We start from the raw sequence: 24849 nt of genomic DNA on the forward strand, positions 1-24849 counted from the left end.
GAGTGGAATATTGGGCGCTCTTTAGCCCGTCGAACAGCGGCTGTGAACCAGCCGGTTACCGAACCTCGACGGGAACCTCGAGGTCGCAGACCGAGAAATCCGCGCCCCGCGCCTTGCGAACGGCGGCGATCTGCCCCTGGAACCAGGCGCCCTTCGGGTCGATCACCTTGATCTTCGGGCGCTCGGCCTCGGGGATGTCGGCCAGCAGGCGGACAGTGGTCATCTCGTCCTGCGGGTCGGCCACCGGCTCGCCGGTCTTGATCGCCCGCACCACGTCGAGGCCCGAGATCACCCGGCCAAAGGCGGTGTAGCGCTTGTCCAGCGACGGATAGGGCTGGCGCATCAGGAAGAACTGGCTGTTGGCGCTGTCGGGCGCGTCGTCGCGGGCCATGCCGACCACGCCCGGGCAATAGGTGCCCCAGGCGGCGACCTTCTTGTCGCTGGTCATGGAGCTCCAGGCCCAGCCCTGGCTGACCACCGGCAACGACTTCAGGAAGCCGACCTCGGTCCCCGCCGGCGAGGCGGCGACGACGAACGGCAGGTCCTGGTCGCGGCGGAACGTGAACTCGGCCTTCAGGTTGGGCTTGTCGGTATTGCCCTGCCCCGTGTCCTCCGGATCGCCGGTCTGGGCCATGAACCGGTCGATGACCCGGAAGAAGGTGCGACGGTCATAGACGCCGGCCCGGGTCAGCTCCTGCAGGCGCGCCACATGAGCCGGCGCGACCTCGGGGATCAGCTCGACCAGGATGCGGCCGCGATTGGTGTCGATCACCATCACCGTTTCCGGCGCCGGCGTGCGCCAGTCGGCGGCCTTGGGATCGGAAGCCGCCACGACCGCGACCGCCTTGGCCCGCTTGGCCTTGGACGCGGCCTGCGCTCCCGGGACGACCGCCGCGAAGGCGGCCAGGGAGACGGCGGCGACGGCGATCGGCAGGCGCATCAGGACCTCGGCTTACTTGCTGACCTTGGCGGGCACTTCCACGTCGCAGATGTTGAAGCCGACGCCAAGCTCAGCCTGACGTTTCTTCAGCACTTCGGCGAAGGCCGCGCTGCGGGTGTCCATCACCTGCACGGTCGGGCGCTTGTCGGCCGGGATGTCGGCCAGCACCTTCACGCTGATCATCTTGTCCTGCGGATCGGCCACGGGCTCGCCGGCCTTGATGGCCCGCGCCACGTCGAGGCCCGACAGGATACGGCCGAAGGCGGTGTAGGTCTTGTCCAGCGACGGGTAGTGCTGGCGCATGAAGAAGAACTGGCTGTTGGCGCTGTTGGGATCGCCGGCGCGGGCCATGCCCAGCACGCCCGGACAGAAGTTCCCCCAGGCCTGCACCTTGCCGTCGGCGGTCATGGCCGCCAGCATCGACGACTGGCTGGTCACGGCCAGCGGCCCCACGAAGCCGGTCTCCAGCGAGCCGAGCTTGCCGGCCGGGACGAACGAACCACCGGTCCCGGCGCGGCGGAAGGTGAACTCGGCCGTCAGGTCCGGCTTGTCGGAACCGCCGGTGCCGTCGTTCTTCGGATCGCCCGTCTGGGCCATGAAGGTGTCGATGACGCGGAAGAAGGTCAGGCCGTCGTAGAAGCCGGCGCGGGCCAGTTCGCGCACGCGCTCGACGTGGCCGGGCGCGGCTTCGGGAACCAGCTCGGCGACGATGCGGCCCTTGTTGGTCTCGACCACCAGCACGTTCTGCGGGTCGGGCGTGCGCCATTCGGCCACTTGAGCCGACGCGGCGATGGGCGCGGCCGAGGCCGAAACGAGCGCCAGGGCGGCGACGCCGAGAACGCAGAACGCAGACTTCATGGATTTCCCCGAACAGATCTCCCGCTCCGCGTTAAAGCGCGCGAAGCGGTACGACAAGCGCTGCCGATATGCGCCGACGATTTCGACGACTTGTGGGCGGCTCCCACAATCCTTCTCCCCTTGCGGGAGAAGGTGGCGGCCGAAGGCCGACGGATGAGGGGTCGCGCGGACGGTTCTGAGAGACCCCTCACCCGACCTCGCTCCGCGAGGCCACCCTCTCCCGCAAGGGGGAGAGGGCGTCAGCGGTTCTTGATCTTTCCGATCAGCTCGGCCGCCACGCCGGGCGTGACGAACTTGCCGACTTCGCCGTCGAGGGAGGCGATCTCCTTGACCAGGCGGGAGGCGATGGCCTGGTGGCGCGGGTCGGCCATCAGGAAGACGGTCTCGATCTCGCGATCCATCTGCTGGTTCATCGCCGTCATCTGGAATTCGTACTCGAAGTCGGCCACGGCCCGCAGGCCGCGGACGATCATCTGGGCGCCGACTTCGCGGGCGAAGTGGATCAGCAGGCTGTCGAACGGCCGGACCTCGATCACCGCGCCGCCCAAATGGGCCGTCTCGCGCTGCAGCATGGCGACCCGCTCTTCGAGCGTGAACAGGGGGTTCTTGCCGATGTTCACGGCCACCCCGATGACCAGATGGTCGACCAGCTTGACCGCTCGACCGATGATGTCGAGGTGACCGTTGGTGACCGGGTCGAACGTCCCGGGATAGAGGCCAATGCGCATGAAACCCCCTGCGTCCTCTGACTTACGGGGTCTCATCCGCCCCGCTTGCGTCGCCTTGCCCTTCGTCGCCGCCAGCTTCCGCCAGACGCTCGACGCTCACGACATGCTCGTCTGCCGCCGTGCGGAAGACGGTTACGCCCTGAGTATTCCGCGCCGCAACACGAATTTGCGTGACGGGGCACCGTATCAGCTGACCAGCGTCGGTCACCAGCAGGATTTGGTCGCTCTCCTCGACGGGGAACGAGCCCACCAGCTTGCCGCCGCGCTTGCTCAGGTCCTGGGCCGCCAGCCCCTGGCCGCCACGACCCGTGCGGCGGAAGTCATAGGCGCTGGTGCGCTTGCCGTAGCCTTCCGACGAGATCGTCAGGATGATCTCCTCGGCCGCGCCCAGTTCGGCGATGCGCTCGACCGTCAGGCTGGTCTCGTCGCCCTCTTCCTCGGTCTCCTCCGGCGCCGGGGCGTCTTCGCCCTCCTCGCCCGAGGCGGCGCGCAGCAGGGCGCGCTGGTGCTTGAGATAGGCGGCGCGCTCGGCCGGGGTGGCCGCGACGCTGCGCAGCACGGCCATGGAGATGACGGTGTCGCCGTCGGCCAGCTTCACGCCGCGCACGCCGGTGGAATCGCGGCTGGCGAACACCCGCACCTCTTCGACCGAGAAGCGGATGCAGCGGCCGGCGGCCGTGGTCAGCAGCACGTCCTGGTCGGCGTTGCAGACCGACACGCCGACGATGCCGTCGCCGTCATCGAGTTTCATGGCGATCTTGCCGTTGCGGCGGACGTCGACGAAGTCGCTCAGCTTGTTGCGGCGGACGCTGCCCGAGCGCGTGGCGAACATCACGTCCAGGCCGTCCCAGGTGGCTTCGTCCTCGGGCAGGGTGAGGATCGAGGTGATGGTCTCGCCCGGCTCGATCGGCAGCAGGTTCACGAACGCCTTGCCACGCGAGTTGGCGGCGCCCAGCGGCAGCCTCCAGACCTTCAGCTTGTAGACCTTGCCGCCCGAGGTGAAGAACAGCAGCGGCGCGTGGGTCGAGGCCGAGAACACGCGGGTGACGGCGTCCTCGTCCTTGGTCGCCATGCCGGACTTGCCCTTCCCGCCCCGGTGCTGGGTGCGGTAGTTGGCCAGCGGGGTGCGCTTGACGTAGCCGCCCATGGTGACGGTGATGACCATGTCCTCGCGAACGATCAGGTCCTCGTCTTCCATGTCGGCGTCGCCGTCGACGATCTGGCAGCGGCGCGGGATGGCGAACCTGTCCTTCACCTCGACCAGTTCCTCGCGGACCACGGCCATGATGTTGGCGCGGTCGGAGAGCAGTTCGAGATAGCCGCGGATGGCGTCGGACAGGCTCGCGGCTTCGTTGCCGATCTCGTCACGGCCAAGGCCCGTGAGGCGCGACAGGGTCAGCGCGAGAATGGCGCGGGCCTGCTCGTCGGTCAGGCGGATCAGACCGCCGTCTTCCTGCACGGTGCGCGGGTCGGCGATCAGATCGACCAGGGGCAGCATGTCGCCGGCCGGCCAGGCCTTGGCCACCAGGCGCTCGCGCGCCTCGGCCGGGTCCTTCGACGAGCGGATGATGTGGATGAACTCGTCGATATTGGCGACGGCGATGGCCAGGCCGACCAAGACGTGGCCGCGGTCGCGGGCCTTGCCCAGTTCGAACTTGGTGCGGCGGACGACGACTTCCTCGCGGAACTCGACGAACACCTCGAGCAGCTTGCGCAGACCCATCTGCTCGGGGCGGCCGCGGTTCAGGGCCAGCATGTTGACGCCGAACGAGCTTTGCAGCGCCGTGAAGCGGTAGAGCTGGTTGAGGATCACCTCGCCCGAGGCGTCGCGCTTCAGTTCGACCACGATGCGCATGCCGTCGCGGTTGGACTCGTCGCGGATGTCGGAGACGCCCTCGATCTTCTTGTCGCGGACCAGCTCGGCGATGTGCTCGACGAGGTTGGCCTTGTTCACCTGATACGGGATCTCGGTGATGATGATGGCTTCGCGGCCGGTGCGGATCTCGTCGACCGAGGCCACGCCGCGCATGATCACCGAACCACGGCCGGTCAGCAGCGCCTGGCGCGGGGCGGCCCGGCCGATGATCTCGCCGCCGGTCGGGAAGTCCGGACCGGGCACGAGGTCGAGCAGCTGGTCGGTCGTCGCGTCCGGCTCGTCGATCAGCAGCAGGCAGGCGTCGATGACTTCGCCCAGATTGTGCGGCGGGATGTTGGTCGCCATGCCGACGGCGATGCCGCCCGCGCCGTTGACCAGCAGGTTGGGGATCCGCGACGGCAGGACGGTCGGTTCCTGCTCCTTGCCGTCGTAGTTGTCGGCGAAGTCGACCGTGTTCTTGTCGAGGTCGGCCAGCAGCGACATGGCCGGCGGCGCCATGCGGCACTCGGTGTATCGCATGGCCGCGGGCATATCGCCGTCGACCGAGCCGAAGTTGCCCTGGCCGTCGATGAGCACCAGGCCCATCGAGAACGACTGCGTCATGCGCACCAGGGTGAAGTAGATCGAGGCGTCGCCGTGCGGGTGATACTTACCCATGACGTCACCGACGACGCGGGCCGACTTGACGTACGGACGCTCGGGCGTCTGGCCCTGCTCGTGCATCGAGAACAGCACCCGGCGGTGCACCGGCTTGAGGCCGTCGCGCGCGTCCGGCAGGGCGCGGCTGACGATTACGCTCATCGCGTAGTCGAGATACGAACGGCGCAGTTCGTCCTCGATGTTGATCGGGGCGATGTCTCCGCGCGGCCCTTCAGGGGGCAGAGTGTTTTGATCGTCGCTCAAGGGGATTTTTCGCCGTCAGAATCGAACACGGAACAGTCGGAAACAGTTAGCATTCCACCACGGACGGCGCCACCTTCGCGGCCCCATGCGTCCCTTTGATTGCAGGAGCAGTTTCATGCGTCTGACCGCCCTTTTCCTGGCCGCCGGCCTCGTCGCCGCCACCGCGGCCTCCGCCGCCGAGGCGCCCGCCACGGCGACCGCCGACATCAAGGGCGCTGACGGCAAGTCGATCGGCACGGCGACGCTCACCGAAGGACCGCGCGGCGTGCTGCTGCGCATCGAGGCCAAGGGCCTGACGCCGGGCTGGCACGGCCTGCATTTCCACGAGAAGGGCGACTGCGGAACGCCGGACTTCAAGTCGGCCGGGGCCCACGTCCACGCGGCGACCACGGTGGTCCACGGCCTGCTGAACGCCGAAGGCAACGACAATGGCGACCTGCCCAATCTGCATGCCGGGGCCGATGGCGTGGCGAGCGCCGAGTTCTTCTCGCAGTTGGTCTCGCTGAAGGGCGGACGCGGCCGCCCCGCCCTGCTGGACGCCGACGGCTCGGCCATCGTGATCCACGCCAGCCCCGACGACTACACCAGCCAGCCGATCGGCGGCGCCGGCGCGCGCAGCGCCTGCGGGGTGGTGAAGTAGACCTACCCCTCCCCGGCCCTCGGGCGAAAACAAGAACGGCCTCCGGATCGCTCCGGAGGCCGTTGTCGTATGGGCTTGAAGCCGCTGCTTAGCGCGGCAGCACCAGGGCCGGGTCGACCGGCTTGGCCTTGTCCTTCGGGGTCGGGGCGAAGCGCACCTCGAAGTGCAGCATGGGTTCCGGAGCGTCGCCCGTCTGGCCGACCGTGCCGAGCTGTTCGCCCTGGGCGATCGCCTGGCGCATCTTGACGCTGGTCGTGGACAGGTGGGCGTAGGCCGTCACCCAGCCGTCGGCGTGCTTGATCAGAACCAGATTGCCGAAGCCCGGCACCTGGTTGCCGGCATAGACCACGTCGCCGGCGGCGGCGGCCTTGACCGGCGTGCCGACCGGGGCGCGGATGTCCAGGCCATCGAAGCGCTGACCCGGGCCCTTGGGACCGTAGGCGTTGATCATGTCGCCGCGCAGCGGCCAGACGAAGCGGCCACGGCCGGCGGCGGCGATCTCGGCCTCGGTCGGCGGAGCGCTGCTCTCGATGATCGGACGCGATGGGGCCGACGGCGGCGTCACCGGCAGGGCCGACACCGGGGCGCTCGGGCGCGAATAGGTGGTCGACGGGGTCGAACCCGACGGCGTGTAGGGACGCGGAGCCGACGGCAGGCCGGTGGTCGGCGGCGGGCTGGCCGGCGCCTGGGCCGTCGTGATCGAACCGGCGGGACGCGGCGCGGGCGTGGTCACCGTCGTACGGATCGGACCCCGGTCCTTGTAGCCGTCGGGCAGAACGACCTTCTGGCCCTTCTTGAGCGACGCGCCGGCGCGCAGGTTGTTTTCCTTGGACAGCGCCGAAACGCTGACGTTGAAGCGCTTGGCGACGCCGGCCAGGGTGTCGCCGCTCTCGGCCACATAAGCCTTGTCGGTGGTGGCCGGGCCTTTCAGCTTCTGGCCCGGACGGATGATGTACGGGGCCTTCAGGTCGTTGTCCTCGACCAGGTCCTTGCGGGTGGTGCCGAGGTCGCGGGCGATGGAGTCGATGGCGTCGCCGGACTTCACCGTGTGGATCTTCGGCTTGCCGGCCACCTCGATCACCTTGCCGGCGATGGAGACGGTGGTGGTCGTCGTGGCGGCCGGGGTCGGCTCGGGCTCACGCTCGGCGACGACCGGACGCGAGGGCGGCGGCGCGGTCGGACGCGACGAGCCGATCGGCGGGGCCGAATAGGTCGGTGCGGGCGCGGCGCCGGCCAGCGAGGTCGAGCCGCCGGGGACCGGCTGCATCACCGTGGTCTTGGCCGGACCCTTATCCTTGTAACCCTGCGGCAGGCGGATCTTCTGGCCGGCGCGGATCGAGGCGCCCGACGACAGGTCGTTTTCCTCGGCCAGGGCGGCCGGGGTGACGCTGAAGCGGCGGGAAATCGAGCTCAGGGTGTCGCCGCTCTCGACGACGTAAGCCTTGGCCTTGGTCGACTTGCCTTTCAGCTTCTGGCCGGGCTTCAGACGATAGGGCTCATCGAGGTCGTTCAGCTTGGCCAGCTCGGCGCGCGACAGGCCCATCTTGCGGCCGACGGCGTCGAGGCCCTCGCCCGACTTGACGACATAGGTCTCGGGCGCGCCGCCGACGTCGACGACCTTGCCGTTCGTCGTGGTGACCACGACGGGGCGCAGGGCCGGTTGGGCGGGCGGTTGATGTTGCACGGGCGCCGGCAGCGGACGGCTGTCGGCCGGCGGCGGGGGCGGCGGCGGAATCTCGGCGGTCGTCACCGGAGCCAGCGGCTGGCTCGACACGGCGCCGGCGCCGACCGGGGCGGTCACCGGCGGAGCGTCGTCCTCAGGCGGCGGAGCCTGGGTCGGAAGCGGCGTCTGGGCGGCCGGTGGGGCCTGGACGACAGGCGGGCTGACGCCCTCGCTGGCGCGGGTGGGATACTGCGCGCCGGTCGTCTCGCAGGCCGCGAGCGTTCCAGCCGTCAGGGCGATGACCGCCGCTTGCGTCCACAACTGCCTCATGACCTCTCCTTTCCTCGCGGAGCCTTCAAGTCGCCGCCGCAAGGGTGAATCAAACATTAACCAAACACGCACAGCGTCACCGAACCTGTGGACGCCGAACCCGCACTACTCGCGGGCGACGCCTTCCAGGATCGGGACGAAACGCACTTCGCACAGGACTTCGACCGTGAAGCCCCCCTTCCCGTCGCCGGCATAGCGGCGAAGGCTCTGGACCGGCCCACGTCCGACGGGTGCGACGAGCACGCCGTTGGGCTTGAGCTGGGCCAGGAGCCCCTTAGGTTCTTCTTGCGCCGCAGCCGTGACCATAATGCGGTCGAAAGGCGCCTGCTCGCGCCAGCCTTCCCAGCCGTCGCCGAACTTGGTGATGACGTTGGTCAGACCGAGCACGGCGAAGCGCGCCTCGGCCTCCTTCATCAGGGTGCGATAGCGCTCGACCGTGTAGACGAGGCGCGACACCCGGGAAAGGATCGCGGTCTGATACCCCGAGCCCGTGCCGATCTCCAGCACCCGGCAACGCGGCTCGACCGTCAGAGCCTGGGTCATCAGGCCGACAATGAACGGCTGGCTGATGGTCTGGCCGCAGGCGATCGGCAGGGCCGAGTCCTCCCACGACCGCTCCTTGAAGAGGTCGGGAGTGAAAAGGTCGCGCGGCGTCTTCTCGATCGCCGACAGCACGTTGGGATCGGTCACCCCCTGCTCGCGCAGCGCGTCCAGCAGCCGCTTCAGCAGCGCTTCGGGCGTTTCCGGGCGCTTGGCGCTCGCCATCACAGGCCGGGCTCCGGGCTCTCCGGCTTTTGGGCAAGCTTCGGCGGCGCTCCGCCCAGCACGCCCTTGAGGGCGGCGACGGTGGCGTTGTGCGTCAGGTCGATATGCAGGGGCGTCACCGAGATGCGCCCTTCGTACACGGCCTTCAGATCGGTGCCCTCCGGCGGATTGGACGGCTTCACGGTGAAACCGGTCCAGTAGTAGTCGCGACCGCGCAGGTCCGTCCGCTTTTCCATGCGCCGCAAGTGCGAGTCGCGAAAGCCCTGGCGGGTCACTTCCACGGCATCGACCCGTTCAGGCGGCAGCGGCGGGAAGTTGACGTTCATGACCACGTCGGCCGGCCAGCCGATCTCCAGCAGGCGCTGGACGATGCCCGGCCCGAAGTGCTCGGCGGTCTCCCAGTGGGCGACGACCTCGTCGGCGAAATAGGTCATGGCCTGCGACAGGGCGATCGACGGAACGCCCAGGACCATGCCCTCGATGGCGCCAGCGACGGTGCCCGACAGGGTGACGTCCTCGGCCAGGTTCTGGCCGCGGTTGACGCCCGACAGCACGAGGTCCGGCTTCTTGCCCTCGATCAGTTCCTGGAAGGCCAACGCCACGCAGTCGGTGGGCGTGCCTTCGACGGCGAAGCGGCGCTCGTCGATCTTCCGCACCCGCAGCGGATCGGACAGGGTCAGGGCCCGGCTGGCGCCCGACTGCTCGTATTCCGGCGCGACGATCCAGACGTCGTCCGACAGGGCCGCGGCGATACGCTCCAGGCTTTGCAGGCCCGGAGCGTGGATGCCGTCGTCGTTGGTGAGGAGGATCCTCAAGCCGCGCCCCCGATGTGGGTCAGGCCGCCCATATAGGGCTGCAGTACGGCCGGGATGGCGATGCGGCCGGCTTCGTCCTGATAGTTCTCCAACACGGCCACCAGGGTGCGGCCGACGGCCAGGCCCGAGCCGTTCAGGGTGTGGACGTAGTGCGTGCCCTTCTCGCCGGCCTTCTTGAAGCGGGCGTCCATGCGGCGAGCCTGGAAGTCGCCGCAGTTGGAGCACGAGCTGATTTCGCGGAAGGTCGCCTGGCTCGGCAACCAGACCTCCAGGTCGTAGGTCTTGCGCGCGCCGAAGCCCATGTCGCCCTCGCACAGCAGCATGGTGCGGAATTCCAGCTCCAGCTTCTTCAGCACGGCCTCGGCGCATTCGACCATGCGCTCGTGCTCGGCTTCCGACTGGTCGGGCGTGGTGATCGAGACCAGCTCGACCTTCTGGAACTGGTGCTGGCGGATCATGCCGCGGGTGTCGCGGCCCGAGGCCCCGGCCTCCGAACGGAAGCAATGGGTCAGGGCGGTGAGGCGCAGCGGCAGCTCTTCCTCGCCGGTGACCTGCTCGCGCACGATATTGGTCAGCGAGACCTCGGCGGTCGGGATCAGCCAGTGGTCGCCGGTGGTGCGGAAAAGGTCTTCGGAGAACTTGGGCAGCTGGCCGGTGCCGAACAGGGCCTCGTCCTTGACCAGCACGGGCGGGCTGATCTCGGTGTAGCCGTGCTCGACCGTCTGCAGGTCGAGCATGAACTGGCCGAGCGCGCGTTCAAGCCGGGCGATCTCCTTCTTGAGCACCACGAAGCGGGCGCCGCTCATGCGGGCGGCGGCTTCGAAGTCCATGCCGCCGAGGGCCGCGCCCAGATCGACGTGGTCCTTGGGCGCATTCAGGCGGCCGGCCGGCAGCTTGGAGCGATCGCCCCAGCGGCGCTGCTCGACATTGCCGGTCTCGTCCTCGCCTTCCGGCACTTCGGTGGCGGGAATGTTCGGCAGCGAGGCCAGCAAGTCTTTCAGCTTGGCGCCGACAAGGGCTTCCTCTTCGCCGGCGTCGGCCATGCGACCCTTCAGCGCCTCGACCTCGGCCATCAGACGGGCGGCTTCGGCCTCGTCCTTCTTGGCCTTGGCCGCGCCGATCAGCTTGGAGCTTTCGTTGCGCTTGGCCTGGGCTTCCTGCAGGGCGGTCTGGGCGGCGCGCAGCTGGGCGTCGAGCTTGACGGCTTCCGACGCCGCGCCCGAACGGCCCTTGGCCGACCAGGCGGCTTCATAGGCTTCGGTGTTTTCGCGGATGGCCTTGATGTCGTGCATCGGGAGCGCTCGGAAGGAAGTCGTTAAGAAACGCCCTTCTCTAAGGCGCGTCGCCAAGGGCGCCAACCTTCTTGCACGTCCCCTCTCCCCTTGCGGGAGAGGGTGGCCTCCCGGAGGGAGGTCGGGTGAGGGGTCGCACGAACGAAAAACGCCGCGAAAGCGGATCGGCTTTCGCGGCGTCAGACTTTTGAGAGACCCCTCATCCGTCGGCTTTCGCCGACACCTTCTCCCGCAAGGGGAGAAGGAAGGCGGCCTAGACCGCCACGACGTCCTTGCTCTCTTCGGCTTCGCGCTTCTTGCGGCCGCGCTCGATGATCCAGACGCACCAGATGCCGATCTCGTAGAGCAGGCACATGGGGATCGCCAGGGTCAGCTGGCTGATCGGATCGGGCGGGGTCAGGATGGCGGCGGCGATGAACACGCCGACGATGGCGTAGCGGCGGCCGCCGCGCAGCATCTTGGAGTCGATGATGCCGGCCATGCCGAGCAGCGACACCACGACCGGCAGCTGGAAGCAGAGGCCAAAGGCCAGCAGCAGCGAGGTCACCAGGGTCAGGTAGTCCGACACCTTGGGCAGCAGTTCGACCGAGATGGCGTCGCCGAAGATCTGCTGGTTCATCGAGAACCAGACGATGAACGGCAGCATGACGTAGTAGACCAGCGCCGCGCCCATGACGAACAGCACCGGCGAAGCGATCAGGAACGGCAGGAACGCGCCGCGCTCGTTCTTGTAGAGGCCGGGAGCGACGAAGCGGTAGAGTTGCCAGGCCAGCACCGGGAAGGTGATGACCACCGCGCCGAACGCCGACAGCTTCAGCTTGGTGAAGAACTGCTCCAGCAGCGCCGTGAACACGAACTTCTGGTGAGCAACGTCGGCCGGCGCGTCCTTCAGGCCCGTCAGCACCATGATCAGGTCGAAGGGATTGTGGTGCGCTCCGCCCGCCTTGCTGGCGGCGACCATGCCGGCGGCCACCTCGAACGGGTGGATCAGGAACAGGAACAGCTGGTTCGAGAAGTAGAAGCAGACGCCGAAACCGACGAACAGCGCCACCACGCAGACGATCAGGCGCGAGCGCAGCTCGGTCAGGTGCTCGAGCAGCGGCGCGCGCGAGGCCTCGATCTCCTCTTCGGGATCGTATCCGATCGAATTGGTCACGAGACGATGTCCGAGCTGGAAGAAGCGGTCTTGGTGGTGCGCTTGCGCGGCGGCTTGACGACGGTGGCGGCAGTGCCACCGGCGGCGACGGCTTTAGCCGCCTTGGGGGCCGCGGCCTTCTTGGCCGGAGCCTTGGCGGCGACGCCGACGTCCTTGGACGCGGCCTTGGCGCGCGAGGTCTTGGAAACGATCTCGACGGTCGGCTCGGCGACAGCCTTGGGGGCGCGCTTGCGGACAGGCTTGGCCGGGGCCTGGATGGCGGCCTCAGGCTCTGCCACCGGCTCGGGATTGTACCCGGCGTAGGGATGGGCCTGGACGGCGCCGCTGTTGAGGCTGGCGTCGATGTCGGCGAACACCTCATCGACCGTGGCGTCCTTGGCCTGGTCGACCGCGGCCTGCACCGGGTTGGCGTACTGGCCGGCGCGCATGGCCTCGACCTCGCGGCGCAGCTCGTCGAGCTCCGACTGGCGGGCCATCTCGTCGAAGCTGGCGCGGAATTCGGCGGCCATGCCGCGGACCTTCCCGACGACCTGGCCCAGCTTACGCAGCAGAACGGGCAAGTCCTTGGGACCGACCACGATCAGCGCGACCGCGGCGATAATCAGAAGCTCTACGCCGCCGACTTCCTGAAACATGTATGCGCCTTGAAAGCGGACCCGACCCTCTCGAGGCAGGACGGAGGCCGCGACGATTCAGAAAACGAGACCGCGCCCTCCAGCGGAAGGCGCGGCGAAAACAAACCTTACGACTTGCGCAGGTCTTCCTTCTCGGCCTCGGTGCGCGGCAGCGCGCCCGTGGACTTGTTGTCGGCGACTTCCTGGCTGCTGTCGTCCTTCAAGCCGTCCTTGAACGCCTTGATGCCCTTGGCCGCGTCGCCCATGATCCCGGACAGCTTGCCGCGACCACCGAAAAGCAGGGCGACGACCGCGATCACGATCACCCAGTGAATCCAGCTCATGCTACCCATAACGGCGGTGCTCCTTGCGACAGCGGCGCTTTAGCCGCTGCGGCGTGTCGTTACAATGTCTCAGATAATATAGGCGTCCGCATGGCCATGAGCCAAGCGGCGCAAATCGCGGCGATTGCGCCCCGGCCAAGACAGGCTTGGCCTCAACGCCCCGGCTCTCCGCCCTCCGGCTCGCCCAGGAAATCCTGAGCGAATTCCGGCGTCTCGCCTTCGTCCAGCGGGTCTTCCTCCTCGCCGTCGGCCCGCAGCCCCATCGGATCGGGCACGCTGAAGCCGGGCGGCAGGTTCAGATCGAGCAGGCCCGCGGCCTTCATTTCGGCCACGCCGGGCAGGTCGCCCAGATTCGCCAGGCCGTAGTGCTCGAGGAAAGCGTCGGTCGTGCCGAAGGTCACGGGGCGGCCCGGCGTGCGGCGGCGGCCCCGCATGCGGATCAGGCCCAGCTCCAGCAGCACGTCCAGCGTGCCCCGGCTGGCCTGCACCCCGCGCACGGCCTCGATCTCGGCCCGGGTGACGGGCTGGTGATAGGCGACGATGGCCAGGGTCTCCTGGGCGGCCTTGGACAGGCGGCGGGGCTCCTCGCGCTCCTCGGTCATCAGGAAGGCCAGATCGGCGGCGGTCTGGAAGCGCCAGCGACCCGCCACCTCCACGAGCTCGATCCCCCGCCCATCCCAGCGGGCGCGCAGGTCGGCGATGCCGGCCGGGATGTCGGCGCCGTCCGGGAGACGCTTGGCGAGGTCGGCCACGCTCAGCGGCTCGGCCGCCGCGAACAGCAGGGCCTCGATGCAGCGTTCGGTGAAGAGAGGGTCGAGGGTCATGGATAGAAGCTGTCTCTCAACACGATCACGCCCCCTCCTCCACGTCCGTCCGGGTGCGCAGGTAGATTTCCTCGAACGCGCCCATCTGGCGCACCGTCAGCGCGCCTTCCTTGGCCAGTTCCAGACTGGCCGACAGGGTCGAGGCCAGGTAGCTGGCGGGCGTCGGGCCGTCGGGGTCTTCTTCCCAGCGCTCAACGGGAGCGACGCCGGACAGGGCCGTCCACTCCTCCATCCTCGGCAGGAAGGTGCGCAGGCGGTCGCGGGCGTCTTCCAGCGGATAGGCCTGAGGCGGACGCGGGGCGTAGTGGCGGCCGTGCTCGCGCTTTCGCTGGGAGATGTAGGCGCTCATCAGGGCGTAGAGGTCGCCCTCGAACCGGGTGGAGGAGACGATCTTCACCGCGTCGGGATCGCCGCGCACGAAGACATCGCGCTGGAGCTGCGGACGCTCCTTCAGGGCCTCGACCGACTTGCGCATGGCGTCGAGCTTGGCCAGGCGAAAAGCCAGCAGGGCGGCCATTTCCTCGGCCGGCGGCTCCTCGGCCTTGGGGCGATCGGGCTTGGGCAACAGCAGGCGCGACTTCAGGTAGGCCAGCCAGGCGGCCATGACGAGGTAGTCGGCGGCCAGCGAGAAGCGAACGCGGCGGGCCTGCTGCACGAAGGCCAGGTACTGCTCGGCCAGCTTGGTGATCGACAGCTGGAGCAGGTCGACCTTCTGGTTGCGGGCCAGGGCCAGCAGGACGTGCAGCGGGCCTTCGTAGCCGTCGATGTCGATGACCAGGGCCGCGCCGTCTTCCGCCGCCTCCCGGGCGGCCGCGAAGTCGAATGTGGGCTGGAAGCCCGTGCTCACCCGGCGAACCGGCCGTCGAAGGCGGCGTCGAAGCGGGCGCGGGCCTCGGCGACGTCGAGCGGCTCGTGCACCTTGACCAGACGGCCCATGACCGCCTGAGCGCGGCGGCGGGCTTCCTTGGAAAGCTTGCCGACACCGGCCATCACGGCCTTCATCTCGTCCATGTCGCCGTTGCAGTGCAGGACGACGTCGCAGCCGGCGGACAGGCTGTCCTTGGCCCGCTGCTTGAAGTCGCCCGACAGCGCCTTCATCGACAGATCATCGCTCATCAGCAGGCCGTCGAAGCCGAGCGACTCACGGATGACCTTCTTGATGGCCTTCTTCGAGGTGGTGGCCGGGTTGCGGCGGTCGATGGCCGTGTAGACGACGTGAGCGGTCATCGCCATCGGCATGTCCGACAGCACTCGGAACGGCGCGAAATCACGGGCTTCCAGCTCGGCCAGCTTGGCCTTCACCACCGGCAGCTCCAGATGGCTGTCGCTCATGGCGCGGCCGTGGCCGGGGATGTGCTTGATGATCGGCAGCACGCCGCCGGCCAGCAGTCCCTCGGCCGCCGCGCGGCCCAGGGTCGCCACTTGCTCGGGCGTGTCGCCATAGGCGCGGTCGCCAATGATCTCGTGACCCTTGGGATCGGGCACGTCCAGCACCGGCACGCAGTCGACGTTGATCCCCAGCGAGGTCAGGTCGTGGGCGATCAGGCGCGCCCCAAGGCGGGTGATCTCGCGGGCGACCAGCGGGTCGTTGGCGACGAGATCGCCGTAAGCGCGGCCCGGCGGATACTTCTTCCAGTGGGGCGGCTGCAGGCGGGCGACGCGGCCGCCTTCCTGGTCGATCAGGATCGGCGCGTCAGGACGGCCGACAGTCTCGCGCAGGGCGGCGGTCAGCGCCCGCACCTGGTCGGGCGTCTCGATATTGCGCTTGAAGAGGATGAAGCCCCACGGCCGCACGTCGCGGAAGAAGGCGGCCTCTTCCGCGCTCAGGACGGCCCCGGCGCAGCCGAGGATGGCGGCGGACGACACGCTCATGGGGCTCCCCTCGCCTACTTCACGAAGCAGGATTTGCCGGCGGCCGTCAGGGCGTCGCAGAACGCCTTGGCGTCGGCGCGGCTGGAGAAGCCGGTGACCGAGGTGCGGTAGAGCGTCGAGCCGTTCTTGTCGATCGCCTCGACCTTCTTGCCCTTGCCGGCGGCCAGGCCCGGCGCGATGCGGGCGGCGTCGCCCCAGGCCTTGTCGGCGAGCGCCGTCGACGACAGGGCGCCGATCTGGACGCTGGCCGGACCCGAAGCGGTCGCGGCGGGTTTCGGCGCGGCGGCGGCCGGCTTGGCCGGAACGGCCTTGGGCGGCGCGACGGCGGCGGTGGCGAGGCTCTCGATGCTGGGCGCCGGAGCCGGCTTGGTCGGCGCTGGCTTGGCCGGAGCGGCGGAGACCGGCGCGCTGGGCGCGGCGACGGGCGGCTTGGCCGGCGGCAGGCTGGCGCTCTGCACCGGAGCGGCCGGCGGCGGCGCGGTCGGACGGGCCATCGGCTCTTCCGGCGGCGCGGCGTAGGTCGGCGAGGCCGTCGGGTTCTCGTGGCTGTAGATTTGCAGGCCGGCGGCTTCGTCGGGCTTGTTCTGGTCCGGCGCGGGGGCGGCCTTCATCTCGGCCACGGGCTCGCCCACGGTGCGCGGCGGCTCGTTCGGACCGCGGATGCCGTTGCGATAGACCAGGAACACGCCGACCAGCAGGGTGGCGAGCACCACCGCGCTGATGATCAGGGTCAGAGGCAAGGGCCTCGACCCACGCACCGGCTGGCGCGCATCGAAGGACAGCGGCGCATCGGTGGGCGGCGCATAGGCGCCGCGGTGCGGGTCGGACATCTCACAAGGCTCCAGAATTCCGGCGCTCGCATCGCCATCGGCGAATCACGCGCGCAAGTTCGTACTGTACTGGACCCGATCCCCGTTCAGAACTGTCGCACCCTTGCCGGTTGTGCATGTTCCTTCCGCGGCGGCAGGCCGTCAGTTCCAGACATCCAGATGGAACAGCTTGCGGTGCTCCTCGATGGCGAAACGATCGGTCATGCCGGCGATGTAGTCGCACACCACGCGGGCCCTTCCGGCCTGGTCGCGGTTCTGCGACTTGGCGAACCATTCAGAGGGCAGGACCTCGGGTTCGGCCAAGAAAAGCGTGAACATCTCGGCCAGAATGCGGCGCGCCTGGCTGCGGGTGCGGTTCACTCGCCAGTGGCGGTACATCTTGGCGTGGAGGAACTGGCGAAGGCGGGCCAGGTCTTCCAGCATGTCGGCCGAGAACGACACCAGCGCATGCGGCAGCGCCCGCACATCGTCGGCAGAAGCGACGCCGGTGGCCGCGGCCCGCTGCAGGGTCTCGCCCATGACGTCGTCGACCATGGCGCCGATCATGCGGCGCACGGCCTCCAGGCGGGTGATGCGCGCGTCGAGCTCCGGGCGCTCGCTGCGCACGGCCGCCAGGATCGGGCCGATCAGCGGCACGTCCATCAGTTCGTCCAGCGTGAAGAGCCCCGCCTCCACGCCGTCGTCGATGTCGTGGTTATTGTAGGCGATGTCGTCCGACAGGGCCGCGACCTGGGCCTCGGCCGAGGCCCAGGTGTCCAGCTTGAGGCCGTATTCGGCGTCGTACTTGGAGATCGCCTTCCACGACGGCTCGCCCAGCTTATGGATCACCGGGCCGTTGTGCTTGATGATCCCTTCCAGGGTCTCCCAGGTCAGGTTCAGGCCGATGAAGTCCGGATAGCGGTGCTCCAGCTCGGTCACCACGCGGAAGGTCTGGACGTTGTGGTCGAAGCCGCCGAAGTCCTTTGTCTGCAGTTCCAGCTCGTCCTCGCCGGCATGGCCGAACGGAGGATGGCCCAGGTCGTGGGCCAGAGCGATGGTCTCGGCCAGATCGACGTCCAGCCCCAGAGCCGTGGCCAACGAACGGGCGATCTGGGCCACTTCCAACGAATGGGTCAGGCGGGTGCGGAACTGGTCGCCCTCGTGGGCGACGAACACCTGGGTCTTTTCCTTCAGGCGGCGGAAGGCCGAGGTATGGATGATGCGGTCGCGGTCGCGGGCGAACGGGGTGCGCGTGCGGCTCTCGTCTTCCTGGTATCGCCGACCGCGAGACTTGGCCGGATCCTCGGCGTAAGGGGCGCGGGGGACGGCGAACGGAGACGTCGACATGAGCGGCCTTTGCTGATCGCCCCTTTCCCCGGGGCGCGGACGTCCTCATATAGGCGATAGATGAAGTTTCCACAGCCATGACCGACACCACCGTTACGCTTTCTTCGAACGCCGCCCGCCGGCTGCACGCGCTTTCCGAGGCCGAAGGTCGCGAGGTGATGCTGCGCGTCGCCGTCGACGGCGGCGGCTGCTCGGGCTTCCAATATCGGTTCGATCTGGTCGAGGCCGCGCAGGACGACGACCTCAAGATCGAACGCGACGGGGCCGCGGCCCTGGTCGACGTGATCTCCCTGGCCCTGCTGAAGGGCTCGGAGATCGACTTCGTCGATGAACTGGCCGGCGCCGAGTTCCGAGTGAAGAACCCTAACGCCAAGTCCAGCTGCGGCTGCGGCGTCAGCTTCTCGATCTGATCGCGAAGGCCCGCGGGCCAACGCCGACACCAGATTGAAACGGGCGCGACTTGGCGTCCGTCGCGCTTTTCGGCGCCTGCGACCTGGCGTCGCGATCGTCGCATGACCATTGTAATGCGACGCCCCCTCCCCTATTTGTAAGCGAGCGCTCATTACCTGCGGCTCTCAATGCCGCACGAAAGCGCCATTCTCGCCCTAGCGCCGCCCTGCGGCGCGGGCGGACTTTTCCCCTAATTCGATCATCCGGAACGACGGCATCGTCGTTCCCAAACTGGAACTTTATGAAAACCAACACCACTCGTGCGCCCATCGCTGTCCAAAAGCCGCGCACTCCGAACCTTTCGCCTGCCGTGACTTCCCCGCTCTCGCCCGCCACCCTCTGGGCCTGGCCCGGCCTCACCCGCGCCGAACTGCGCGAACTGATCATCGATCAGATCGGCTAAACGCCCTATCCCCCGAAATCTCCCCTCGGCCGCTTGAGCCCGAGGGCCGCGCCCCCTAGCCTCCGGCGCCTGCTCGGAGCCCGCCATGCGCATCGCCACCTGGAACGTCAATTCGGTCAACGCCCGCCTGGACAACGTCCTGGCCTGGTTCGAGGCCGAGGCGCCGGACGTCGCGGTGCTGCAGGAGATCAAGTGCGTCGACGAGAAGTTCCCGGCCGAGGCCTTCGAGCGCCTGGGCTACAACGTCGTCGTCCACGGCCAGAAGACCTACAACGGCGTCGCCCTGCTCTCGAAGCATCCGCTCGAGGACGTCCGCAAAGGCCTGCCGCTGCTCGACGGCGACGCCGAGGACGAGCAGGCGCGCTATGTCGAGGCGGTGATCTCGGGCCCCAAGCCGGTGCGGGTGGTCGGCATCTACCTGCCCAACGGCAATCCGATCGGCACCGAGAAGTTCGCCTACAAGCTGTCGTGGATGCGCCGCCTGCATGAACACGCCAAGGGCCTGCTCGCCTTCGAGGAGCCGCTGGTGATCGCCGGCGACTACAACGTCATCCCCGAGGCCGAGGACGTGGCCAATCCCGAGGCTTGGGCAGGCGACGCCCTGTTCCAGCCCGAGAGCCGCGCCGCCTTCCGGGCGCTGAAGAACCTCGGCTTCACCGACGCCTACATGCAGTACGACGGCGCGCCGGGCGGCTACACCTTCTGGGACTACCAGGCCGGCGCCTGGCCGCGAAACCTGGGCATCCGCATCGACCACCTGCTGCTGTCGCCCCAGGCCGCCGACATCCTTGAAGACGTGACCATCCACCGCGACGAGCGCGACAAGGAGAAGCCCTCGGACCACGTGCCGGTGGTGGCCAGGCTGGCCCTCTAGAACCATGCGCGGCGGGCGGTAGCCGGCGCCCCTGTCGCGAATCCGCGAACGCCGCTAGTTTCCGAAACCATGAGCGAGTTCTGGCGTCTCCTTGTGCTCGTGGCCATCGCCGGCTCGGCCGTCACCTTCATGGGCAGCGCGGCCATCTGGTTCATGGACGAAGAGCGGCGTATCCGCCGCGCCCTCCGCCACGTGCTGAAGGGCGAACCCGAGACCGTGATCATCGCTCACGGCCGCGGCAAGGGCGCGGGCTTCTCGTTCGACACCAACACCGCCGCCGTCGCCTGGGACAACGGGACCTGGTGCCTGCTCTATCGCATCGACGAGCTGATGGGGGCCGAGCTTTCGGTCGACAACCAGGTGATCGGCCGCGTCTTCCGGGGCGAGCAGCGCCGGGCCATCGACCAGATCGTCCAGCAGGCCAGCCGCGTCTGCCTGCGCATGATCTTCGACGATCCGCGCCACCCCGACTTCGAGTTGGACCTTTGGCTGGAAGGCGACCAGCAGCAGCGCCAGAGCCGCTCGCCCGCCCTGGCGATCCAGGAGGCCAACCGCTGGCTGGCCCGCGCCGAGGCCATCGTCCGCCGCCCGCTGGCGCCGCGCGGCCCCTCGCCCGCTCCGGCCGCCAAGGCCGCCGAGCCCGAGATCGCCCGCCGTCCGGCGTCGGCAGCCGAAACCTTCGAGAAGCCCGCGCCCTACCGTTCGGCGCGCGAGGCCGTGGCGACCGGCGCCGGCGCGAGCGCGGCGGCCGTGGCCACCGCCCCGCTGTTCGAGGAGATCGACGACGGCCCCGAGGCCGCCGATCCGCCCTGGGCGGATCCTGAAGCGCCGATCCAGGCCTGGGCCGACGACGGCGACGACGCCCACACTGACGACGGTCCCGCCTACCAGCCGCCCGAGCGTCCCTACAAGCCGGTGTCCAAGGCCTCGCGCTCGCCCAGGGACGACCAGGACGAGCTGCCCTTCGACCTCGACGACGAGGACTGACGCCTCCCGCCAGGGTTGCGAAAGTCCGTAACTTAGGTCACGCTTCGCCGTCCCGTGGAGACGCGCCATGATCCGCCTCGCCGCCCTCGCCCTGCCGCTCCTGCTGGCCGCCCCGGCCATGGCCCAGCCGATGGCCGCCGTCCCAGCCCAGCAAAAGCTGGTGCTGAACCTCGCCGACCGCGACGGTGACGGCTTGGTCAGCCAGGCCGAGGCCGCCGAACGCCTGGCGATCGCCGAAGCCGAGGCGTTTCCGGCCGCCGCGCAGCCGGAGACCATCGCCAAGCGCCTGCCGATCAAGTTCGTGCCGCCCCAAGAGCGGGACGAAAGCGGCTTTCCCGCCCTGGCGATGAAGCGGCGCTTCGTGGAGGCCAGCGAGTTCGAGCAGGCCCTGGAATATCGCTTCCAGGAAGAGCTGCGCGAACGCCGCAAGTAAAGGTAGGCGATCGGCGCGTCGCCATCCGCCCCAATCCTTCTCGATCGCGCCCATTTTTTGCCATTGCGGCCAGCACGTAGTTGCGAGTCGATCTCAACACCCGTATGACCCGCGCCCTTATTGCGATTGATACGCACAAGCGTTGAGTACGGGGCGAGTGATGAAGCAAGCGATGTTGGCCACCGCGGCGATGGCCGTTGCGTTGGGCGCGGCCGGACAGGCCTGGAGCCAGGACGAACAGGCCGAGCGCCTTCCCAAGGTCAGCATCGAGGCGACCGCCGCCCAGCCGCCGGCCGCGGCCTACGAGGCCGCCGACCCGGTCGATTCCGGCACCTCGAAGATCACCCGCCGCGCCATCGAGGACCGCACGCCCGGCAACGGCGACGTCATCGAGACCCTGAAGATCCTGCCCTACGCCAATTTCGACGCCGACCAGGGCCTGGCGACGCAGGACAGCATCCAGGACCTGCGGCCGGCCAACATCTCGCTCTCGGGCGGCCAGTACTACGACAACTACTTCTCGATCGACGGCGTGGGCGTGAACAGCCGCCTGAACGTGGTCGACCTGTCGAGCAACGCCCAGAACTACAACGAGACGGCCGGCGGCAGCGCCCAGTCGATCTGGCTCGACAGCAACCTGATCGAGAGCCTGACCGTCCGCGACAGCAACATCTCGGCCCAGTACGGCGGCTTCACCGGCGGCATGGTGCAGATCGAGACGCGCCAGCCGGCCCACGTGTTCGGCGGCTCGGTCACCTTCGGCTGCACCAACGACAGCCTGACCTCGTTCAAGATCCCCAACGCCACGCGCGACGCCCTCGGCTCCAGCGTGCCGGCGCACCCGAACTACGAGAAGTGCAAGGTCAACGCGACGGTCGACCTGCCGATCAACGACAAGGTTCGGGTCCTGCTCGGCGCCGGCCGGCAGGAAACCGAGATGACCTACTACCGCGCCGCGGCCTATGGCGGCACGCCCTTCGGTCTCAAGAGCCGCAGCGACAACGTGCTGGCCAAGGTCGAGGCCGATCTCGCGCCCGATCTCGTGCTGCGCGGCCAGATCGCCTACAGCCCCTACACCAGCGAGAACTCGGCCAACAATTCGCGCAACGCCGTCATGACCCAGAAGGGCGGCGGCCTGACCGGCAAGCTCGAACTGGCCGGCAAGCGTGACGAGGCCAACTGGTCGCTGGCGGCCACCTACGCCAAGGCCCAGAGCGGCCGCAAGGCGCCCGATCCGAACTTCTCCTGGCCTTCGGCCTCGACCTACGCCGACTGGTGCTCCAACACCAACTGCACCGAGGGCAGCTTCGGCGACCTCGACCAGTGGCAGGAAGACATCGGCCTGCAGGCCCGCTGGAGCCAGCCCCTGCTGGGCGGCGAGCTGCGCGTCGGCGCCGACTACGGCCACGTCACGGCCCGCAAGCGCCGCCCCGAGGACAACTACGCCTACAGCCAGGGCACGGTCAGCAGCCTGGTCTCGTGCGCCACCGGCGACGTGGCCTGCAAGACCGGCGACGTCGTCCTGACCAGCGCCATCTACTATGCGGCCTATGACGCCGAGGCGAGCCTCGACTCCGTTTCGGCCTTCGCCGAGTACGAGGTCAGCCGCGGCCCGCTGACCGTGCGCGGCGGCCTGCGCTACGACCACGAGAGCCTGCTCGACAACCACAGCTTCGCCCCGCGCCTGTCGGTGGTCTACGAACTGCCGTGGGAGGTCACCGCCACGGTCGGCGCCAACCGCTACTATTCGCGCGACTTCCTCGGCTACGCGATCAAGTCGCAGTACCCGGGCACCAAGGTCTATCGCCGCACCACCTCGACGGTGAACGGCCAGCTGGTGGCCGGCGACTGGTACCTCTATTCGCACTCGGTGACGGCCGGCGTGGCCGGCACCGGCGTCAAGACGCCCTATTCCGACGAGCTGACCTTCGCCCTCTCCAAGCCGGTGTTCGGCGGCGTGGCGCGGATCAAGGGCGTGGCCCGCGAGGCCCGCGACCAGTTCACCGCCGGCGTGGTCACGGTGCAGAGCTATGTCCGCGAGACCAACAACCAGACCTACACCTACAACACCACGCACCTGGGCAACGAGGGCGAGACCTCGTTCCGCGGCTTGTCGGCCGAATGGAGCCGGGGCTTTGGCCGCCACACCGTCACGGTGAACGGCTCGTGGTCGAAGACCGAGGATAACCTCAGCGACAACTACTACGAGGATCCGTCGGACGAGAGCGAGTACGCCGACGAGCTGATCTACTACAAGGGCGAGGTGCGCAGCCTGCTGGGCGTGATCTCCGAGAACCAGCGCCTGAACTACGCCGCCCCGGGCCTGGTCAACGCCGACTGGAGCGCCGACTGGTGGAGCGGCCGCATCCGCACCAACCTGAACGCCCGCTGGCGCTCGGGCTTCGACCAGATCGAGGAGACGGGTACGTACCAGACCGTCAGCAGCGTGCGCTACGCGGTGTGGGACGTGGTCCGCTACAAGGCCCAGACGACCTTCAACGCCAACATCCAGGCGCTGATCGCCAAGACGGCGTACGGCGAGGCCCGCCTCGACCTGCGGATCACCAACCTGTTCGACGTGACGCCGCAGACGGTGACGGCCTCGACGACCAGCCAGCCCTACAAGCTTGGCCGTTCGTTCTGGGTGGGCATGAGCTACAAGTTCTAACCCATGAAGCGCGCGGCGAATCTCCTGCTCCTGCTGGGAACGGCGGCGGCCCTGATCGGGCTAGCGCCGCTTCCCGACGCGAACGCGGTTCGCCGCGCCGCCTTCTCGGGCAAGCCTGAAACCTGGCCGGCCCCGACCCTGCTGCCCGGGGCCTCGTTCACCCCGTTCGGCGCCCTGCCCGCCCCGGTCGTCCCGGCCGACAATCCGCAGACCCCGGAAAAGGTCGCGCTGGGCCAGAAGCTGTTCGAGGATCCGCGGCTGTCGGGCTCGGGCCAGATCGCCTGCGCCTCGTGCCACAATCCCGAGCTGGCGTTCGGCGACGGGGTGAAGACCTCGTTCGGCCACGACCGCCAGCGCGGTCGGCGCAACGCCCCGACCCTGACCGTCGTGGCCTGGCGCACGCCGCTGTTCTGGGACGGCCGGGCCGGCAGCCTGGAGACCCAGGCGCTCGGTCCGCTGGTCGACCACAAGGAGATGGCCGCCGACCCGCGCGAGGTCGAGCGCCGGCTGAACGCCGACCCCGACTACCGCAAGGCCTTCTCGCAGGTCTTCGGCGGCAAGCGCGTCACCGCCCAGGACGCCGCCAAGGCCCTGGCCGCCTACCAGCGCACCCTCAAGCCGCGCAGCAGCAAGTGGGACCGGGTGCTGAGCCTGGGCGGCCGGGTGCTGAGCGACCAGGAACTGCAGGGGCTGGAACTGTTCCAGGGCAAGGCCGGCTGCGCCAACTGCCACAACGGCCCGCTGCTGTCGGACGGCAAGTTCCACAACATCGGCCTCAGCTTCTATGGCCGCAAGCTGCAGGACCTGGGCCGCTACGAGGTCAGCGGCGACCCGGCCGACGTGGGGGCCTTCCTGACCCCGTCGCTGCGCGGGATCTCGCGGACCGGGCCCTACATGCACAACGGCATCTTCCCGACGTTGGAGGGAACGGTGAACTTCTACAACGAAGGCGGCGCCCGGCTGCGGCCCAAGCCCGACCAGGTCGGCGACCGCCTGTTCCCGACCACCACCCCGCTGCTGAAGCCGCTCGGCCTGACGCGCGAGGAGAAGGCGGCGCTGGTGGCGTTTCTGGAGACGCTGTAGCCGCCTGCGGCGGCCCCCTCAGTCGCTCCGCGACAGCTCCCCCAGAGGGGGAGCATCTGAGGAGCCAGGATCCTCCCCCTCTGGGGGAGGTGGCCCAGAGGGCCGGAGGGGGCCAGCGCAGGCATGCGACTTCGCCCTCCCGTGGCGATCCACGAAAGCTGGTGGGGAGGCGCGG

Annotated in this window: 23 protein-coding genes; 7 read left to right on the forward strand and 16 right to left on the reverse strand. The window is 68.7% G+C overall.

Annotation, left to right across the window (positions count from 1 at the left end; all coding sequences use genetic code 11):
• Positions 1-55 precede the first annotated feature (55 nt).
• The 4 genes from AC2YHT_RS04050 to gyrA all read right to left on the reverse strand — a co-directional run bounded on the left by AC2YHT_RS04050 (position 56) and on the right by gyrA (position 5305).
• Positions 56-940: a peptidylprolyl isomerase gene (locus AC2YHT_RS04050; RefSeq protein WP_487288298.1), complete on the reverse strand. Its 885-nt coding sequence runs from the start codon at positions 938-940 to the stop codon at positions 56-58.
• Between the two features lie 12 nt (positions 941-952).
• Entirely contained in the window at positions 953-1798 is an 846-nt protein-coding gene (locus AC2YHT_RS04055; RefSeq protein ID WP_487288299.1) for a peptidylprolyl isomerase, read from the reverse strand.
• Positions 1799-2037: 239 nt separating this feature from the next.
• Positions 2038-2526 carry a pantetheine-phosphate adenylyltransferase gene (gene coaD / locus AC2YHT_RS04060; protein ID WP_110120905.1) on the reverse strand — a complete coding sequence of 163 codons (489 nt, stop codon included), beginning with the start codon at positions 2524-2526 and terminating at the stop codon, positions 2038-2040.
• Positions 2527-2548: 22 nt separating this feature from the next.
• Positions 2549-5305: a DNA gyrase subunit A gene (gene gyrA / locus AC2YHT_RS04065; RefSeq protein ID WP_487288301.1), complete on the reverse strand. Its 2757-nt coding sequence runs from the start codon at positions 5303-5305 to the stop codon at positions 2549-2551.
• Between the two features lie 115 nt (positions 5306-5420).
• Between gyrA and sodC the strand changes: the two genes are divergently transcribed.
• Entirely contained in the window at positions 5421-5945 is a 525-nt protein-coding gene (gene sodC / locus AC2YHT_RS04070; protein WP_110120907.1) for a superoxide dismutase[Cu-Zn], read from the forward strand.
• An 88-nt stretch (positions 5946-6033) separates the two neighbouring features.
• On the opposite strand, the gene AC2YHT_RS04075 is transcribed toward sodC, so the two are convergent.
• The 12 genes from AC2YHT_RS04075 to AC2YHT_RS04130 all read right to left on the reverse strand — a co-directional run bounded on the left by AC2YHT_RS04075 (position 6034) and on the right by AC2YHT_RS04130 (position 17776).
• On the reverse strand, positions 6034-7938 hold the full coding sequence (locus tag AC2YHT_RS04075) for a LysM peptidoglycan-binding domain-containing protein (RefSeq protein WP_487288302.1): 1905 nt from the start codon (positions 7936-7938) through the stop codon (positions 6034-6036).
• A gap of 105 nt (positions 7939-8043) precedes the next feature.
• Positions 8044-8703: a protein-L-isoaspartate(D-aspartate) O-methyltransferase gene (locus AC2YHT_RS04080; RefSeq protein ID WP_487288303.1), complete on the reverse strand. Its 660-nt coding sequence runs from the start codon at positions 8701-8703 to the stop codon at positions 8044-8046.
• A complete protein-coding gene (surE, locus tag AC2YHT_RS04085) occupies positions 8703-9518 on the reverse strand; it encodes a 5'/3'-nucleotidase SurE (RefSeq protein ID WP_487288305.1) in 816 nt (271 codons plus the stop codon). The genes AC2YHT_RS04080 and surE overlap by 1 nt, the downstream gene beginning before the upstream one ends.
• Positions 9515-10810 carry a serine--tRNA ligase gene (gene serS, locus AC2YHT_RS04090; RefSeq protein WP_487288306.1) on the reverse strand — a complete coding sequence of 432 codons (1296 nt, stop codon included), beginning with the start codon at positions 10808-10810 and terminating at the stop codon, positions 9515-9517. The genes surE and serS overlap by 4 nt, the downstream gene beginning before the upstream one ends.
• Before the next feature lie 253 nt (positions 10811-11063).
• The gene (tatC, locus tag AC2YHT_RS04095; RefSeq protein WP_487288308.1) at positions 11064-11966 is read right to left on the reverse strand and encodes a twin-arginine translocase subunit TatC; all 903 of its coding nucleotides are present in this window, start codon (positions 11964-11966) and stop codon (positions 11064-11066) included.
• Positions 11963-12601: a Sec-independent protein translocase protein TatB gene (gene tatB / locus AC2YHT_RS04100; RefSeq protein WP_487288309.1), complete on the reverse strand. Its 639-nt coding sequence runs from the start codon at positions 12599-12601 to the stop codon at positions 11963-11965. Before tatB ends, tatC begins: the two co-directional genes overlap by 4 nt.
• 107 nt (positions 12602-12708) lie before the next feature.
• Positions 12709-12933, reverse strand: coding sequence for a twin-arginine translocase TatA/TatE family subunit (locus tag AC2YHT_RS04105; RefSeq protein WP_058349436.1), 225 nt, complete (start codon positions 12931-12933; stop codon positions 12709-12711).
• Positions 12934-13076: 143 nt separating this feature from the next.
• Positions 13077-13748, reverse strand: coding sequence for an SMC-Scp complex subunit ScpB (gene scpB / locus AC2YHT_RS04110; RefSeq protein ID WP_487288311.1), 672 nt, complete (start codon positions 13746-13748; stop codon positions 13077-13079).
• A 25-nt stretch (positions 13749-13773) separates the two neighbouring features.
• Positions 13774-14595: a segregation and condensation protein A gene (locus AC2YHT_RS04115; RefSeq protein WP_487288312.1), complete on the reverse strand. Its 822-nt coding sequence runs from the start codon at positions 14593-14595 to the stop codon at positions 13774-13776.
• On the reverse strand, positions 14592-15620 hold the full coding sequence (gene nagZ, locus AC2YHT_RS04120; RefSeq protein WP_487288313.1) for a beta-N-acetylhexosaminidase: 1029 nt from the start codon (positions 15618-15620) through the stop codon (positions 14592-14594). Before nagZ ends, AC2YHT_RS04115 begins: the two co-directional genes overlap by 4 nt.
• Before the next feature lie 14 nt (positions 15621-15634).
• The gene (gene ftsN / locus AC2YHT_RS04125; RefSeq protein ID WP_487288314.1) at positions 15635-16450 is read right to left on the reverse strand and encodes a cell division protein FtsN; all 816 of its coding nucleotides are present in this window, start codon (positions 16448-16450) and stop codon (positions 15635-15637) included.
• 141 nt (positions 16451-16591) lie between these two features.
• Positions 16592-17776 (reverse strand): deoxyguanosinetriphosphate triphosphohydrolase, encoded by a 1185-nt coding sequence (locus AC2YHT_RS04130; RefSeq protein WP_487288315.1) that lies wholly within the window; start codon positions 17774-17776, stop codon positions 16592-16594.
• Between the two features lie 77 nt (positions 17777-17853).
• Here AC2YHT_RS04130 and erpA point away from each other — a divergent pair, with 77 nt between their 5' ends.
• The 6 genes from erpA (at position 17854) to AC2YHT_RS04160 (ending at position 24674) form a co-directional block, all read left to right on the forward strand.
• Positions 17854-18186: an iron-sulfur cluster insertion protein ErpA gene (gene erpA, locus AC2YHT_RS04135; protein WP_110120917.1), complete on the forward strand. Its 333-nt coding sequence runs from the start codon at positions 17854-17856 to the stop codon at positions 18184-18186.
• Between the two features lie 528 nt (positions 18187-18714).
• The gene (gene xth / locus AC2YHT_RS04140; protein ID WP_487288316.1) at positions 18715-19503 is read left to right on the forward strand and encodes an exodeoxyribonuclease III; all 789 of its coding nucleotides are present in this window, start codon (positions 18715-18717) and stop codon (positions 19501-19503) included.
• Positions 19504-19572: 69 nt separating this feature from the next.
• Positions 19573-20490, forward strand: coding sequence for a hypothetical protein (locus AC2YHT_RS04145; RefSeq protein ID WP_487288317.1), 918 nt, complete (start codon positions 19573-19575; stop codon positions 20488-20490).
• 67 nt (positions 20491-20557) lie between these two features.
• Complete coding sequence (locus AC2YHT_RS04150) at positions 20558-20923, forward strand: hypothetical protein (RefSeq protein ID WP_487288318.1); 366 nt, start codon at positions 20558-20560, stop codon at positions 20921-20923.
• Positions 20924-21083: 160 nt separating this feature from the next.
• On the forward strand, positions 21084-23591 hold the full coding sequence (locus tag AC2YHT_RS04155; protein ID WP_487288319.1) for a TonB-dependent receptor: 2508 nt from the start codon (positions 21084-21086) through the stop codon (positions 23589-23591).
• A 3-nt stretch (positions 23592-23594) separates the two neighbouring features.
• Positions 23595-24674, forward strand: coding sequence for a cytochrome c peroxidase (locus AC2YHT_RS04160; RefSeq protein WP_487288320.1), 1080 nt, complete (start codon positions 23595-23597; stop codon positions 24672-24674).
• Positions 24675-24849 lie beyond the last annotated feature (175 nt).

It is taken from the genome of Caulobacter sp. SRI_008 (assembly GCF_057586355.1).